At 75.0% G+C, this 16,739-nt stretch carries 6 protein-coding genes and 1 pseudogene; 1 reads left to right on the plus strand and 6 read right to left on the minus strand.

The window, feature by feature from the left end:
* Positions 1–6: 6 nt before the first annotated feature.
* The 4 genes and pseudogenes from AB0927_RS02590 to AB0927_RS02605 all read right to left on the minus strand — a co-directional run.
* Positions 7–1,260, minus strand: coding sequence for a cytochrome P450 (locus AB0927_RS02590; protein WP_366665641.1), 1,254 nt, complete (start codon positions 1,258–1,260; stop codon positions 7–9).
* The gene (locus tag AB0927_RS02595) at positions 1,257–8,525 is read right to left on the minus strand and encodes an amino acid adenylation domain-containing protein (RefSeq protein WP_366665642.1); all 7,269 of its coding nucleotides are present in this window, start codon (positions 8,523–8,525) and stop codon (positions 1,257–1,259) included. Before AB0927_RS02595 ends, AB0927_RS02590 begins: the two co-directional genes overlap by 4 nt.
* A gap of 56 nt (positions 8,526–8,581) precedes the next feature.
* The gene (locus AB0927_RS02600) at positions 8,582–14,875 is read right to left on the minus strand and encodes an amino acid adenylation domain-containing protein (RefSeq protein ID WP_366665643.1); all 6,294 of its coding nucleotides are present in this window, start codon (positions 14,873–14,875) and stop codon (positions 8,582–8,584) included.
* A gap of 112 nt (positions 14,876–14,987) precedes the next feature.
* Positions 14,988–15,230 (minus strand): annotated as a pseudogene (locus AB0927_RS02605) (helix-turn-helix domain-containing protein); the annotation flags it as partial.
* Here AB0927_RS02605 and AB0927_RS02610 point away from each other — a divergent pair.
* Positions 15,217–15,438: a hypothetical protein gene (locus AB0927_RS02610; protein ID WP_366665781.1), complete on the plus strand. Its 222-nt coding sequence runs from the start codon at positions 15,217–15,219 to the stop codon at positions 15,436–15,438. The pseudogene AB0927_RS02605 and the gene AB0927_RS02610 overlap by 14 nt on opposite strands.
* Positions 15,439–15,472: 34 nt before the next feature.
* Here the strand turns inward: AB0927_RS02610 and AB0927_RS02615 are convergent, their stop codons facing one another.
* Complete coding sequence (locus AB0927_RS02615; protein WP_366665644.1) at positions 15,473–16,219, minus strand: hypothetical protein; 747 nt, start codon at positions 16,217–16,219, stop codon at positions 15,473–15,475.
* Between the two features lie 43 nt (positions 16,220–16,262).
* A complete protein-coding gene (locus AB0927_RS02620) occupies positions 16,263–16,676 on the minus strand; it encodes a hypothetical protein (protein ID WP_366665645.1) in 414 nt (137 codons plus the stop codon).
* Positions 16,677–16,739 lie beyond the last annotated feature (63 nt).

Here is a 16,739-nt window from a genome sequence, read left to right on the forward strand (position 1 = left end):
GTCCGGTCAGTAGCGGACGGGCAGCGCGGTGAGGCTGCGGTTGAGGAGGGACGGCTGCCAGGTGAGCGCGTCGGGGCCGGTCAGGGTCAGGCCCGGGTGGTCGCGGACCAGCGTCTCCACGGCGGCGACGGCCACCAGCCGGGCCAGCGCGGCACCGATGCAGAAGTGGGCGCCGAAGCCGAAGCCGAGGTGGGTGGCGCCGGTGCGGCGGACGTCGAACCGGCCGGGGTCGGGGAAGCGGGCCGGGTCGCGGTTGGCGGCGGCGGTCACCAGGAAGATCCGGTCGCCCGCCCGCAGGGTGTGCCCGTCCAGGTCGAGGTCGCGGACGGTGGTGCGGATCGACATCTTGGAGGGGCCGTCCAGCCGCAGCGTCTCCTCCACGGCCCCCTGCGCCAGCCCCGGATCCTCGCGTACGGCGGCGAGTTGGCCGGGCCGGGTGTGCAGGGCGAGGACGGTGTTGGCGATGAGGTTGCTGGTGGTCTCCCCGCCGGCGAACGCCATCTGGGTGAGCATCCCGACGAACTCCTCCTCGGTGACCGACTCCCCCACCCGGCCCTCCCGCAGCACCTGGCTGATCAGGTCGTCTGCGGGTTCGGCACGCCGCCGGGCGACCAGGCCGGCGAGGTAGTCCTCCAGGCTCACCAGCGCCTGGAGGGAGGCCCGGTACTCGCTCTCCTCCTGGGCGGTGCCGAGCACGAGGTCGGCGACGCGGGCGTTCCAGTACCAGAAGGCGGCGGCGTCGGTGCGGGGGATGCCGAGCCAGCGGGCGAACACCAGCGCGGGCAGCGGCTTGGCCACGTCGGCCATGAGGTCGCCGGTGCGGCCCGGGAGGGCCTTGCGGGCGAGGACGGCCCGGGTCGCCTTCTCGGTGAAGGCGCGGTAGCGGGCCACCGCCCGCGCGGCGAACGCCTCCTGGAAGACCTGGCGCAGTCTGCGGTGCTGCGGCGGGTCGTTGAACACCATCCAGCGGGACAGGATCCCGAAGGCCCGCTCGGCGTCCTCGCGGGCGCCCTGCGGCACGGCGTCCATCAGGGGCCGTACCCGGTCGGCCGAGACGGCCGGGTCGCGCAGGCAGCGCATCACCTGGTCGTAGCCGGTGACCAGCCAGGCGTGGTGCATCGGGCTCCAGAAGACCGGGGCGTGCGCGCGCAGGGCGTCCAGGTGGCCGTAGGGGCCGGCGATCATGTCCGGGGACAGGAGGTAGCGCTCGGTGAAGGAGGCTACGGGGGCGGTACGGGTCAGCGGGGTCGCCGTGGTCACCGGTTCTCCCCCTCCTGGATCGCGGCGAGGATCCCGGCGATGCCGGTCACCCTCGGCTCGGCCATCATCGACATGTGGTCGCCCTCGCTGATGTGCACGGTGAGCCCGCCGCCGGCCAGTTCGCGCCAGCGGGCGAGGTAGGTGTCGTAGTCCACGTCCAGGCCCGGCATGGTGCGTCCGCGCGGCAGGCCCGCGGCCTCGCTGCCGACCACGAGGTGGATGTGGCCGGGGTAGGGGCGGACCTCGTAGCCGGCGAGGGCGGCGAGCAGCGAGTGCCACACCTCGATGGGCGCGTTCTCCACGAGGGCCGCCTCCGCGGGGCTCATGCCGGCGCCCAGCAGGGTGGCGGTGAGTTCGGCGGTGGCCCGGTCGCGCTCCGGGGAGGACGGCAGCCGCCGGATCAGGTCGCGCTGGCGCCAGGCGGTGCGCAGGTCGTCGGTGACGCCGTTCAGCCGGGCGCGGGCGGCGGGGTTGGGCAGGTACGGCTCGATCAGGACCAGCGGGGCCACGGGGTGGCCGGCCCGGTGGAGCTGGGTGGCCATCTCCAGGGCGATGTTGGCGCCCATGGACCAGCCGAGCAGGGCGTGCGGTCCGGGGGCGGCCGCCTCGCCCCGGTCGGTGATCTCGGCGACGTAGTTGGCCGCGATCCCGGTGACGGTGCTCGGGTCCACCCCGCCGAGCAGCCCCCGCGCCTGGAAGGCGTGCACGGGGCGGCCGGGCGGCAGGGCGCGGGCGAGCGGCACGAACCAGGCGGCGCTGCCGCCCGTGGGGTGCACGCACCACAGCGGCTCCCCGGTGCCCTCGCGCAGCCGTACCTCGGAGGTGACGGCCGTGGGCAGACCGTCGCCCGCCGCGCGGGTGGCGTGCTCGGCGAGCTGGGCGATGGTCGGGTGCTCGATCAGGTCGCCGACGGAGACCGCGAGGCCGCGTCCGGCGGACATCAGGGAGACGCGCACGGTGGACAGGGAGCTGCCGCCGATGCGGAAGAAGTCGTCGTGGACGCCGATGCGGGCGAGGCCGAGGACCTCGCGCCAGATCTCGGCGAGGATCTTCTCCGCCGCGGTGGCCGGGGCGACGTACTCGGTGTCGGGCTGGTCGAGTTCGGCGGGCGGCAGCGGCAGCGCCCGCTTGTCGATCTTGCCGCTGCGGTTGACGGGCAGTTCGCCGAGGATCACGAACCGGGCGGGGATCATGTAGGCGGACAGCGAGGCGCGCAGGGCGCGGCGCAGCTCCTCGGGCGTGGGCCGCGCGGAGCCGCTCGCGACGAGGTAGGCGACGAGGGCCGGTTCACCGCCGGGCAGGTCGGTGCGGTGCAGGACCACGGCCTGGCTGACCTCGGGCAGCTTGCGCAACGCGTGCTCTATTTCGCCGAGTTCGATGCGGAAGCCACGCAGCTTGACCTGGGAGTCGCGGCGGCCGAGCCACTCCACCGAGCCGTCGGGCCGGTGGGTGCCGAGGTCGCCGGTGCGGCACAGCCGCTCGCCGGGCAGGCCGTAGGGGTCGGGGACGTAGGTGGCGGCGGTGAGCCCGGGGCGGCCGAGGTAGCCGCGCCCCACGGCCTGTCCGCCGAGGCAGATCTCGCCGGGGACGCCGGCCGGGACGGGCTGGAGGTCGTCGTCCAGGACGTGGACGCGGGTGTTGCGGATCGGGTTGCCGATGGGCGGTCGGCCCTGGCCCGGGCTCACTTCGGCGGCGACGGACCACACGGAGGTCTCGGTGAGGCCGTAGACGTTCTGGAAGCGCCGGCCGCGTGACCAGACGTCGGCGAGTTCGGCTGGGCATGCCTCGCCGGCGACCTGGAGCACCCGCAGCTCCGGGAAGTCGTCCTCGCCGAGCACGGCGAGGGCGCTGGGCGGCAGCATGGCGCAGGTGACGTGGGCCGTGCGCAGGGTGCGGGCGAGGTCGGGGCCGGGGCGCAGGTCCTCCTTGGGCGCGGTGACCAGCCGGCCGCCGTTGGCGAGGGACCAGGTGATCTCCAGGATCGAGGCGTCGAACCCGAAGGACGCGAACTGGAGTACCCGGTCCCCGGGGGTGGGGCGCACCAGGTCGCGCTGGCCTTCGAGCATGTTGGACAGGCCGCGGTGCGGGAGGGCCACACCCTTGGGGGTGCCGGTGGAGCCGGAGGTGTAGATGATGTAGGCGAGGGTGTCGGCGTCGGGCTCCCGGCCGGGGACGGGCTCCACGGGTGCGGCGGGGGCGTCGAGATGGAGCACGGGGCCGTCGAAGGGCACCGTGCCGTCCAGCGGGCGCTGGGTCAGCAGCACCTTCATGCCGCTGTCCGCCGCCATGAACGCCAGCCGCTCGGTGGGGTGTTGCGGGTCGAGCGGCAGGAAGGCGCCGCCGGAGCGCAGGACGCCGAGGGCGGCGCGCACCAGGTCGGGGCCGCGTTCGGCGCAGATGCCCACCACGGTCTCCGGACCGACGCCCAGCAGGCGCAGCCGCCGGGCCAGCTGCTCGGCCTGCGCGTGGAGTTCGCCGTACGACAGCGGCTGTCCGCGGTGTTCCACGGCGACGGCGTCCGGGGTGCGGGCCGCGTGGGCGGCGATGTGCTCGTGGAGCATCAGCGGCGAGGACGGGATCTCGGGTCCGCGCGCCCAGACGTCGAGGGCGGTGGCACGGGCCACGCCGGTGAGCGCGGGCGGGGTGACCCGGGCGTCCGGGCCGGCGACCATGGCCTCCAGCTGGGCGCAGTACACGTCGGCCAGTTGTTCGGCCGTGGCGGGGGCGACGAACTCCGGGTCCACGTCGAGGGTGAAGGCGTTGACGCTCGCGTTGACCAGCAGCGGGAACATGGTCCGGGCGATCTCCAGGGAGTCGTCCCAGGAGTCGTGCGACAGCCGGTGGAAGTTGACGTAGTTGAAGACGGTGTCCGTCAGGTTCGGTTCGGTGGGCCGCAGTTGGGCGATGCGGACGAGGGGGACCCTGCGGTGCGGCAGCATGTCCTGCTCGGCCTGGAACACGTCCCGCAGGTAGCCGCGCCAGCTACCGCGCGGCCGGGCGACGCCGAACGGCACGGTGTTCAGGAACAGTCCGCGCATCCGGTCCGCGCCGGGCACCTCGGGCCGGCCGTTGGTGACCAGGCCGATGCTGTGTCCGAGGACGCTCTCGTCGCGGTCGGCGAACAGGCTCATGGTGTGGTGGAAGGCGGTGAGCAGCACGGTGCGCCGGGGCACCCCCGCGTCCTTGGCCAGCTTGCCTATGCGCGCGGCGAGATGGGCGTAGGAGCGCCGTACCTCGTGCACCGGCGGCCGGTCCGCGTCCGTGCCGCCCCGCACCCGCCGCCGGAGGGTCACGGGGCGCAGGTCGGCGAGGCTCTCCCGCCAGTAGGTCAGCGACTCCTCGTTGTCGAGGGCGGCCCGCTCCAGGGCCACGTACTCGGCGAACGCGGGGGCCTGCGGGGGCCGGGGCGCGGCGGAGTGGGCGACGGCCTCCCGGTGCAGGGCGAGCAGGTCGGCGACGAGCGAGGTCAGGCTCCAGCCGTCCAGGACGACATGGCAGTCGGTGAGCACCAGCCGCAGGTCGTGGTCGGTGATGTGGTGCAGATGGATGCGGACCAGGGGCGCGGCGGCCAGGTCGAAGCGCCGCTCGAACTCCTCCTCCACGAACTGCCGTAGCCGCGCCCGCTGTTCGTCGCGGGGCAGGCCGCGCAGATCGCTGTAGCCGACCCGGAGCCGGGCGGCGCGGTGGACCAGTTGGAGGGGCTCGCGGTAGGTGACGAGGTCGACGGAGCTGCGCAGGATGGGGTGTCCGGCGACCACCGCGTCCACGGCCGCCTGGAACGCGCCGAGGTCGAAGCCCTCGGGCACGCTGATCTTCAGGTCGGTGACGTTGTGGTAGGCGCCGCGCCGGGAGTCGGCGAGCATCTCGTGCAGCATGCCGGCCTGGAGCATGGTCAGCGGGTAGGCGTCTTCGAGGCCGTCGGGCAGCCGGCTCGCGTCGGCGGGGTCGAGCTGGGAGAACGGGGCGACGGGGGCCGGTGCGTCGACGGCGTCGGTGACGAGGGCGGCGAGGTCGGCGAGGGTGCGGGTGCGGAAGACGTCGGCGACGGAGAAGCCGAGCCCGGCGAGCCGGCCGAGACCGACCAGGCGCAGCGCCAGGATGGAGTCGCCGCCGAGGTCGAAGAAGTTGTCACCGCGGCCGACGTGTTCGACGCCGAGCACCTGGCTCCACACCCCGGCCAGCGCCTGTTCCACGGGGCCGTCGGGCGGCACGTGGGTGCCGGGTCCGGCGGCGGGGGCGACGGCGGTCAGCGCGGCGCGGTCCACCTTGCCGTTGGCGGTCAGCGGCAGCCGTTCGTGCCGCACGAACAGCGCGGGGACCATGTAGTCGGGCAGGGTCAGCCGCAGCCCCTCGCGCAGCGCGGGCGGATCGAGCGGGCGGGCCTCCGGGGTGACGACGTGGGCGACCAGGCGGGCCGTGTCCCCGTCGCGGCGGGCCACCACCGCGACGTCGGCGACGCCGGGCAGGGCGCGCAGCGCGGTCTCGATCTCACCGGGCTCGATGCGGTAGCCGCGGATCTTCACCTGGTGGTCGGCGCGGCCGACGTAGGCCAACTCGCCGTCGGGCAGCACCCGTACGAGGTCGCCGGTGCGGTACATCCGGGCGCCGGGCGCGCCGAAGGGGTCGTCCAGGAAGCGCTCGGCGGTCAGCTCGGGCCGGTTGCGGTAGCCGCGGGCCACGCCGCCGCCGGAGACGTACAGTTCGCCGACGCTGCCGGGCGGCACGAGCCGGCCCCAGGAGTCGAGGACGTACCCGTGCTGCCCGGTGAGCGGGCGGCCGATGGGGGAACGGACGCAGCCCGTCACGTCCCGCGCGGTGATGGTGCGGAAGGTGACGTGCACCGTGGTCTCGGTGATGCCGTACATGTTCACCAGGGCGGGCCGGTCGCCGGGGGCGGCGAACCAGTCGGCGTAGTCGCGGACGTCGAAGGCGTCGCCGCCGAACACCACGGTGCGCAGCGGGAGTTCGTGGAAGTCGTCGCCGGTGTCCGCCAGGTGGGCGCGCAGACCCTTGAAGGCGGCCGGGGTCTGGTTGAGGACGGTGACGCCCTCCTCGCGCAGCACCCGGTGCACCGCGGCCGGGTCGCGCACCTCGTCCGCGCCGAGCACGACCACGCGTCCGCCGCTCGTCAGCGGCGCCCACAGCTCCCAGACGGAGAAGTCGAACGCGGGCGAGTGCATCAGCGTCCACACGTCGTCCGGGCCGAAGTCGAAGTGCCGGTCGGCGGCGGCCAGCAGCCAGGCCAGGTTGGCGTGGGTGATCTCGACGCCCTTGGGGCGGCCGGTGGAGCCGGAGGTGTAGATGACGTAGGCCAGGTCGCCGGGTGCCGGGCGGACGTCCTCGGCCGCCGCGGGCTCCCGCTGGTCGTCCTCCTCCAGCAGCAGGAGCCGGGCGGGCAGTTGGGCGACGGCGTCGCGGGTGGCGCCGGAGGTGACGATCCACTCGATGCCGGAGTCGGTGACGGTGAACTCGCGGCGCGCCTTCGGGTGGGAGGGATCGAGCGGGAGGTAGGCGGCGCCGGCGCGCCAGACGGCCAGCAGGGCCACGGCCAGGTCGGGGGTGCGGTCGAGGCAGACGCCGACCAGGGAGCCGGGGGTGACCCCGGCCGCGCGCAGCCGTCGGGCCAGGTGCGAGGCACGGGCGTCGAGCTGGGCGTAGGTCAGGCTGTGGGTCCCGCGCACCGCGATCGCGTCCGGGGCGCGGCGGATGTGCTCGACGAGGCGGTCGGGGGCGGTGCGCGGGGTGGTCCGGGGCTCGTCGCCGGCGTTCGCGGGGCCGTCGGGGCCGAGCAGGTGGGCGCGTTCGGCGGGGGTGAGCGGGTCGATGGCGCTGAGCGGAGTGTCGGGGGTGGCGCAGAACGCCTCCAGCAGGTTCACGGTGTGCCGGGCGAGGGCCTCGACGGTCGCGCGGTCGAACAGGTCGGGCCGGTGGATGAACGCCAGCTGGGTGCGGCCGTCGCCGTCGCGCAGGTCGAGGGTGAGGTCGAACTTGGCGGTGGTGAGGTCGATGCGGTACGGCGTCCCGGCGGTGCCGTCGAGGTCGAACCCGGCGGCGGTGGTGTCGGTGTGCGTGTACAGGACCTGCACGAGCGGGTTGCGGGCCAGGTCGCGCTCGGGGCTCAGCGCGTCCACGACCTGCTCGAACGGCAGCGACTGGTACGAGAACGCCTCCAGGACCCGCTCCCGGGTGCGGGCGAGCAGCGCGGCCGGTGTCGGGTCGTCGGAGAAGTCGCCGCGCAGCACGAGGGTGTTGACGAAGAACCCGACGAGCTGCTCGGTCTCGGCCCGCTCCCGGTTGGCCACGACGGTGCCGACGGCGATGTCCCGCTGCCCGCTGTGGAAGGCCAGCGCGGCCTGGAAGGCGGCCAGCACGGTCATGTACGGCGTCGTACCCGCGCGTCGGCCGATCCCGGCGAGCGCGTCGGTCAGCGCGGGCGGCAGGGTGACGGTGTGGGCCTCGCCGCGGCTGCCGGGGGTCTCGGGGCGGGGGTGGTCGGTGGGCAGCTCCAGCGGGGTGAGGCCGGCCAGCCGGGTGCGCCAGTGGGCGAGGGCGGCGGCCTGGTCGCTGCCCCGCTGCCAGAGGGCGTAGTCCGTGTACTCCAGGGGGAGTTCGGGCAGCCGGGCGGCGTGGCCGCGGGTCCTGGCCCGGTACAGCTCGGTCAGGTCGCGGACGATCAGGCCGAGGGACCAGCCGTCGGAGACGATGTGGTGCATGCCGAGGACCAGCACGTGGTCGTCGGCGCCCGCGCGGACCAGGGTGGCGCGGAAGGCGGGTTCCCCGGCGAGGTCGAAGGGGCGCAGCGCGGCCGCGTGCACGGTGGCGGACAGCCCTGCCTCCTGGTCCGCGCCGGGCGGGGCGGAGGCGTCCACCAGTTCCAGGCAGCCGGGGTCGGGCGGCAGGATCCGCTGGTACGGGATGCCCTCGTGCTCGGGGAAGACGGCCCGCAACTGCTCGTGCCGGGCCGTGAGGTCGGCCACGGCGGCGCGCAGGGCGGCCAGGTCCAGCGGTCCGGTGAACCGCCAGGCGGCGGGCAGCAGATAGGTGGGGGCGCCGGGGTCGAGGCGGTCGAGGAAGTACAGGCGCTGCTGGGCGGGCGACAGCGGGATCCGGTCCGGGCGCTCGCCGGCGCGGACCGGGCCGTCCTCGCGTGCGGCGGTCCGGCCGCGCAGCCGTTGCTCCAGCAGGCGCCGGGCGGCCGGGGACAGGCCGCCGGCGGGGGACTCGGCCGGAGCGGCGGGGCCGGGACGCACGTCGGATGTGGTCATGAGGGCACTCCGATCTGAACTCTGTGGGAAGAAGCCGGTGTCGGGGCGGGGCGCCCTCAGAAGTCGGCGGTGAGGGAGAGGTCGATCTCGTCGTCGCTCATCTGCGAGATCAGTTCCAGCAGCCGGCGCTCCACCTCGGCGGCGAGGCGTTCCACCGTGGGGTGCTCGAACAGGTCCCGGACCTGGAGCGGGCAGTCGAACGCGGTGCGCAGCCGGGAGGCGACCGCGACGGCGCGCAGGGAGTGGCCGCCGAGGGCGAAGAAGTCGTCGTGGACGCCGACCCGGGGCAGGTCGAGCACCTCGCACCAGATCTGCGCGACGACCGTCTCGGCCGGGCCGCGCGGTGCTACGAAGGCGCCCGGCTCCGCCGCCTCGGGTTCGGGCAGGGCGGCGGTGTCCAGCTTGCCCTGCACGGTCAGCGGCAGCGCGTCGAGCAGGACGAACGCCGACGGCACCAGGTAGTGCGGCAGTTGGGCCCGGCAGTGGGTGCGCAAAAGTTCCTGCGACAGCCCGTCGCCGACGACGTAGCCCACCAGGGCGGCCTCGCCGCGCAGGGTGCGCACGACGACGGCCGCGCCCCGCACCCCGGGGTGCCCGCGCAACACCGCCTCGGCCTCCCCGGGTTCGACGCGGAACCCGCGGATCTTCACCTGGTCGTCGTTGCGGCCGAGGAACTCCAGTTCGCCCGAGGGCAGTCGGCGTACGACGTCCCCGGTGCGGTAGAGCCGGCCGCCGAGCGTCCCGAAGGGGTCGGGCTCGAACCGCTCGGCGGTCAGCCCCGGACGGCCCAGGTATCCGCGCGCCAGCTCCCGGCCGCCGACGAGGAGTTCGCCGGGCACGCCTTCGGGGACGAGTTCGCCCAGGGTGTCGACCACGTAGGTGTGACGACCGCCCAGGGGCCGGCCGATGGGCACCCGTCCGGTCCTGGCACCGTCGACGGTGTGCGCGGTGGCCGAGATCACCGACTCGGTGGGCCCGTAGGTGTTGAGCACGGGCACCTGGGGCAGGTGGGCGAACCAGCGCTCCAGCGGATCGGCGGGCAGGGCCTCTCCCCCGGTCACCAGCAGCCGCAGCGAGGCGAGCCGAGGGGCCAGCCGGTCCAGCCGGGACACCAGTTCCGCCCAGTAGGAGGGGGTGAGTTCCATGACGGTGACCCCTTCGGCCGCGACCCGGGTGGCCAGCTCCTGGGGCGCCCAGATCTCGTCCGGGCGCACGATCACCGTGGCGCCGGTGCTCAGCGCGGGCAGGATCTGCTCCAGCGAGGCGTCGAACGACGTGGACGCGAAGGTGAGCACCCGGTCGTCGGCAGTGAGCCCGAACCGCTCGCGGGCGGCGGCCACATGGGCGTCCAGGGCATGGTGCGCCACCCCGACGGCCTTGGGGCGGCCGGTGGATCCCGAGGTGAAGATGACGTACGCCAGCTCGTCCGGGTCGGCCGTGTGCCGGGGCCCGTCGGGCAGCGGCCGTACGTCCTCGACGGCGACGGCACTCGCCCCGAGCGCGGTGGCCTTCCGGGCGGTGTGCGCGTCGGCCACGACGTGCCGTACCCCCGCCTCCTGGAGCATGTAGCGGAGCCGGTCCTCGGGCAGCAGGGCGTCGAGCGGGACGTAGACACCGCCCGCCCGCCACACGGCGAGCATCGCGGCCACGGACCACACGCCCCGCCCGACGCACACCCCGACGGGGTCGCCGGGGGCGACTCCCCGGTCGGCGAGGACGGCCGCCAATCCCCCGGTCAGCGCGTCGAGTCGGGCGTAGTCCAGGCTCGTCCCCTCGCACACGACGGCGGTGGCGCCGGGCGGTCCGGCGACCTGGAACCGCGGCGCGGCCGGCATCTCCCGGCCCGCCGTCGCCAGCAGGAGGTCGCGTTCCCGCGCGGACAGCAGCGGTGCCGCGTCGACGCGGGCGGCGGGGTCGGTGAGGAAGGCCTCCAGCAGCCGGCCGACGTGGCGGGCGAAGCGGGTGGCGGTGGCCGGCTCGAACAGGTCGGCGGCGTACTCGACGTTGAGGGCGAACCCTTCGGGCCGCACCACGAAGGTGGCCGTGAGGTCGAACTTGGCGGACTCCCAGGGAAGCGGGAAGTCGCGGGTGTCGAGTCCCGGCAGTCCGGAGCCGCCGGTGGACGCGTCCTGGACGTCCACCATCACCTGGAACAGGGGGTTGCGGGACAGGTCGCGGGCGGGGCGCAGCCGCTCCACGACCCGTTCGAAGGGCACCTCCTGGTGGTCGAAGGCGCCCAGCACGACGTCGCGTACCCGGTCCACCAGTGCGGTGAAGGCGGGCCGCCCGGACAGGTCCGTGCGCAGCACCACGGTGTTGACGAAGAAGCCGACCAGCGGCTCCAGTTCGAGCCGGCCGCGCCCGGCGACGGGCGTGCCCACCGCGATGTCGGTCTGCCCTGACCAGCGGGCCAGCACGGCCTGGGCGGCGGCCAGCAGCACCATGAACCGGGTCGCGCCGCGCTCCCGGGCGAAGGCGTCCACGCGGTGCACCAGCCCGGCGGGCAGGTCGATCTCGACGGCGCCGCCCCGCCCGGTGAACGCGGCCGGCCGGGGCCGGTCGGTGGGCAGCTCCAGGGCGGGCGTGTCCGCCAGCACGGTCTCCCAGTAGGCGAGTTGGGGCTCCAGGGCGCCGCTGTCGGCGCGTTCGCGCTGCCATACGGCGAAGTCGCCGTACTGGACGGGCAGCGCCGGGAGCCGGCCTTCCCGGCCCGCCCGCCGGGCCGCGTAGTGGTGGGCCAGCTCGTCCAGCAGGACGCCCTTGGACCAGCCGTCGGTGACGGCGTGGTGCAGGGCGAGCAGGACCACGTGGTCGTCGTCGGCCAGTTCCCACACCCCGGCCCGCAGCAGCGGCGGCCGGGCGAGGTCGAAGCGGCGCGTGGCGAGGGCCACGGCCCGGCGCCGCACGGCGGCCAGGCGGGCCTCCTCGTCCGGGCCCGCGGGCGCCGCCTCCCAGTGCAGCGGCACGCCCACCGGGTCGCACACCTGCTGCACGGGCCGGCCGTCGGACTCGATCAGCGCCGTGCGCAGCACCTCGTGCCGGGTGACCAGATCGTCCAACGCCTGCTGCCAGGCCGCCCGTTCGAGTCCGCCGCGCACCCGCCAGCAGTACCACAGCAGATAGGAGTCGCCGCGGTCGGACGTACGGTCCAGGAACCAGAGCCGCTCCTGCGCGAAGGACAGCGGCAGCGGCCGGGTGCGGTCGACGGGTTCCACCTCGGTGGTGCCGGAGGCGCGGGCGCCGGCCACGCGGGGGGCGAAGCCGCGCACGGTCGGGTGCTCGAAGACGGTGCGCAGCTCGATGTCCCGGCCCAGCCGCCCGGCGATCCTGGAGACCGCCATGGTGGCGAGCAGGGAGTGCCCGCCCAGGTCGAAGAAGCTGTCGTCGATGCCGATCCGGTCCAGGCCGAGGACGTCGGCCCACACCTCGGCGACGATCCGCTCGGTCTCGTCGCGGGGCGCGGTCCAGGCGGCGAGGTCGGCCGGGCGGCCGCGGTCGGGATCGGGCAGGGCGTTGCGGTCGAGCTTGCCGGAGACGCCGACCGGCAGGGCGTCCAGGAGCACGAAGTCGGAGGGGACGGCGTAGTGCGGCAGGAAGCGGGCGCACCAGGCCCGCAGCTCCGCCCGGTCGGGCACCGAGGTCGCGTCCGGGGCGGGTACGACGTATCCGACGAGGGCGCGGCCGGTGGCGCGGTCGGGCCGGGCGGCGGCCGCGCCGACCAGCGGGCAGGCCCGCAACACGGCCTCCACCTCGCCGAGTTCGACGCGGAAGCCCCGGATCTTGACCTGGTCGTCACGGCGGCCGGCGAACTCCAGGTCTCCCCCGGGCGTCCAGCGCACGAGGTCGCCGGTGCGGTACAGGCGCCCGCCGGGAGGGCCGTACGGGTCGGGCACGAAGCGTTCGGCGGTCAGCGCCGGACGGTTGAGGTAGCCGCGGGCCAACTCGGTTCCGCCGATGAGGAGTTCGCCCGACACCCCGACCGGCACCTGCTTGTCGTCCGCGTCCACCACGTAGACCCGCCGGTCGCCGAGCGGACGGCCGATGGGCACGCTGTCGGCGGCCGGTTCCCCGGCGTCGTAGGTGGTGGCGGTGACGGTGGTCTCGGTGGGGCCGTAGGCGTTGCAGACCCGCACCCAGGGCACGGCGGCCCGCCACACGGCCAGGGTGTCGGCCGGGACCGCCTCGCCGCCGAGCACCAGCAGCCGCAGCGGGGCGAGGGCGGCGGCCAGCCGCCGGTCGAGGGAGAGGGCCAGCTCGGACCAGTAGGTGGGCGGCACGTTGACCACGGTCAGCTCGTGCCGCTGGACGATCTCCGGCACCTGGGTCGGCAGCCAGGGCTCCTCGGGGCGCATGACGACGGTGGCGCCCGAGGTGAGCGCGGGCAGCACCTGGTCGAGGGAGGCGTCGAAGGAGAAGGAGGCGAAGGCCAGCACCCGGTCGGCGGCGGTGATGCCGAGGCGCCGGCGGGCGGCGGTCACGTGCGAGGCGAGCGCGGCGTGTTCGACGCCGACCGCCTTGGGGCGTCCCGTGGACCCGGAGGTGAAGATGACGTGGGCGAGCTGGCGGGGGTCGGGCCGGTGGCGGGGCCCGTCCGCGTCCGGGGCGACGGTCGTGACGTCGACGGCGACGGGTGCGAGCGGACCGGCGGTGGCGGCCGTCGCCGGTGCGGTGACGACACAGGCGAGGCCGGCCTCCCGCGCCATGAACTCAAGCCGCTCGGCGGGCAGTTCGGGGTCGAGTGGCACGTATACCCCACCGGCCCGCCAGATCCCCTCGATGGCGGCGACCGACCACAGGCCGCGGCGCAGCACGACGCCCACCGGGCTGCTCGTGGTGACTCCGGCGGCCCGCAGCGCGGCGGCGAGTCCGCCGGACATGGCGTCGAGTTCCGCGTAGGTGGCGCTGTCGTCGCCGCACCGCAGCGCGGTCGCCCCGGGCCGCCCGGAGAACGCGACCGGGTCCGCGGGTGCCGCGGGCCGGTCGGGGGCGTGGTGCCAGGCGGCCCTGGGCCGGGCGGGCGCGCCGGGCCCGGTGGGCAGGGCACGCGCCAACTCGTGGACGGGGGTGCCCGGTTCGGCGAGAACGGCGCGCAGCAGCGCGACGTACGCCTGGGCGAACGCGCTCATGGTGGCGGTGTCGAACAGCGCGGTGGCGTACTGGAGGACGGCGGCGATGCTGCCGTCCGTGCGCAGTGTCAGGTCGAGGAAGACGTCCAGCGGTGTCTCGGTCAGCGGCGGTTCGACGAGCGTCACCTCCAGGTCCGCCATCCGCACCGGCCGGATCGGGGAGTTGAGCAGGGTGAACGAGGCCTGGGCGAGGGGGTGCCGGGACAGGTCGCGGGAGCCGCCGAGCGCGCCGACGACCAGGTCGAAGGGCGCCTCGGCGTGCGAGAGATCGGCCGGGACCCGGTCGCGCACCCGGGCGAGCAGCGTGTCGAAGCCGGGCCGCCCGGACAGGTCCGTCCGCAGCACGACGGTGTTCACCAGCGGGCCGATCAGCGCGGCGGCGCCCCGCTGGGCCCGGTCGGCGAGCGTGCTGCACACGGCGACGTCGGTGCGGCCCGCCCAGTGGCCGAGCAGCGCCTGGTAGGCGGCCAGCAGCACCATGTACCGGGTGGCGCGCCGGGTGCGGGCCAGGCCGTCCACGGCGGTGACGAGGTCGGCCGGCAGGTCGAAGCGGACGACGTCACCGGAGCCGTCCCAGACCCGGGGCCGCGGCCGGTCGGTGGGCAGGTCCAGCGGGGTCAGCCCGGTCAGGCGCTCCCGCCAGTGTCCGAGCAGCCGCTCCAGCCGCTCCCCGGAGAGCCGTCCGGCCTGCGCGCGGGCGAGTTCGGAGTACGGCACGGCGGGCGCGGCCACGCTCTCGCCGCGGTAGCCGGCGGCCAGTTCCTCCAGCAGTACGCCCCAGGACCATCCGTCCACGGCGATGTGGTGGACCTCGACCAGCAGCAGGTGCTCGTCGGCGGCGACGCGGGCCAGCGTGGCGCGGACCGGGTGCTCGGCGGCGAGGTCGACGGGACGGCCCAGGCAGCGGGCGTACAGGTCGGCCGGCCCGTCCGCCGTGATCCGGCTCAGGGTGAATCCGGCGGGGGCGTCCACGACCGGCACCGGCTCCCCGTCGACGGCGGTGAACCGTGTCCGCAGCACCTCGTGCCGGGCCACGATCCCGCCCAGCGACCGCTCCAGTCGGTCGGCGTCGAGCCGACCGCGCAGCCGCAGCACCAGCGGGAGCATCGATCCCGTGGAGGAGCCCGCGAGCTGGTCCAGGAACCACAGCCGGCGCTGTGCGAAGGATGCCGTGCGGGTGTCCACGTCGTTCGGTGCCCCCGCGGGGGCCGGGCCTGTTGTCACTGTCGCCTCCCAGCCGTCTTTTCCCAGCAGCCTGCCGCCGGGCGCCTGCGCTCCCCAGGGAAGAAGAAGCAGCGCTGCGAGCAGAGTCGGCTGCGGTTCTGGCGGGTGGGGGTCAGTCCTGCGGCCGCCGCTCTCCCGAGGAAGCTCCGGAGGAGGCTCCCGAGGAGGCCGGGACCTCGCCGTACGACAGCGGCACCGGGTGCCGCCGGTAGTCGCCGGGAGACACTCCGAGGACCCGCTTGAAGGCGACGCTGAGGGCGCTTTCGGAGCCGTATCCCACCTCGCGGGCGATGGCGGCGAGTGTTCCGCCTCCGCCCCGCAGTCGCCGGGCGGCCGGTTCGATGCGCCGGCGCGTTCGGCGTGATGGACGGCGACGGGAACGTGAAGCCGCCGCCGACGGCGTCACCGGCCGCTACTTCGAGGACAACCAGGAGGCCCGGGTCGTCCGGGGCGACGAGGACCGGCCGGGAGGCGTGGCCGCCCACGCCCTCAGCCCGGAGTCCGCCGACCGGCTCTGGGAGTACGCGAGCGCGGCCCTCGCCAAAGGCTCGCCGCGCCCTTGAGTCCGCACCTTCATCCGCCCCTTCATCCGCCCCTTCATCCGTACCTGGCGATGATCTGACCGACGACGGAGAGGCGCCGCTCGCATTCCGGGCAGGTCGCCTCGCCGAAGGCATAGGTCAGGGAACGCGCGACGTCCTCGTGGCCGTCGGCGAGGGCAAGGTCGTGGAGGCGCCGGCCGAGACCGTCCAGGGCGCGGGGATCGGCCGGGTGCAGCGGGAAGGTCCCGGCGTCGTCGGTGAGGGCGTGGTCCTCCGCCGCGCTGAAGAAGCCGCGCTCTCCGAGAACCACCCACAGCGACGCGCACCCGTCGGGATCGGGACACTCCAGCTCGTACTCCTCGTCGAGGATGCCGTGGAACAGGTCCTCCGCCCAGTGGACATCGCCTTCCAGGTTCAGGACCGCCTCGATCAGCCAGCAGTAGTCGCTCCGGTCGGCAAAGACCCGCCGCCACCGGTTCGCGGCGTCCAGCAGGCGTGCGACCTCCGGCGCGTACCGGTGCCGCAGGTCCCGTGTCTCGTACCGCTGGTCGGCCTGCACGAGGAGGGCGCCGGCGAGGTGGAGTGCCGAGGCCGCCGTCTCCGCTTCGCCGGACTGCGCCAGGTCGGCCAGCGTGCGCAGGACCAGGGGGTGGGCGGCGTCCAGGGTGCCGTTGTGGTACAGCTCCGTCCACAGGTCGCTCCACGCCTGGCCGTCCCGGCCCGTGGCGGCACGTGCCAGCAGGCCACCGAGGCGGCCGGAACCGGCGTCGTCCGCACGCGGGGCGGGGGAACTCGTCGTCATCCGCGGTATTCAAGCAGACGCCGCGTGACGGACCCGCCCGGCCTCAGGACGCCCTACGGCCCAGGCTCCGCACGAAGAGCGGCACCGACAGCAGGAGCAGGACTCCTTCGACCGCCAGGCTGGCCAATCCGAGCGGTTCCGTCCAGTTGCCGATGTCGTCGCTGTAGCCGGGCAGGCCCGGGCCTCTCGAAAGGACGTAGCCGAGCAGGGGTCCCACGGCGACCACGGCGGCCAGCAGCCATCCGGGGCGGACGAGGCCGGCGAGGAGCAGCACGGCGGCGACCACGGCCGCGATCTCCAGGACGTGGTAGGCGACGCCGACATAGCGGGGGTCCCTCGTCGTCGTGATACCGCCCTGGTCCACGACGTGGATGGCGGCCACCGCCAGGCACAGCAGGGCTCCCACGCCTCTGACCGCCCAGGCGGCCCCCGGCGTCCTCGCGGTGCGGTGTGACATGCGCAGACCCCTTCTCCCGCGGCCGGTCGCGCGGGTCCGCCGCGCCTCTGTCAGGCCCCAGCC

It is taken from the genome of Streptomyces sp. NPDC048106 (genome assembly GCF_040706415.1).
Classification (GTDB): Bacteria; Actinomycetota; Actinomycetes; order Streptomycetales; family Streptomycetaceae; genus Streptomyces.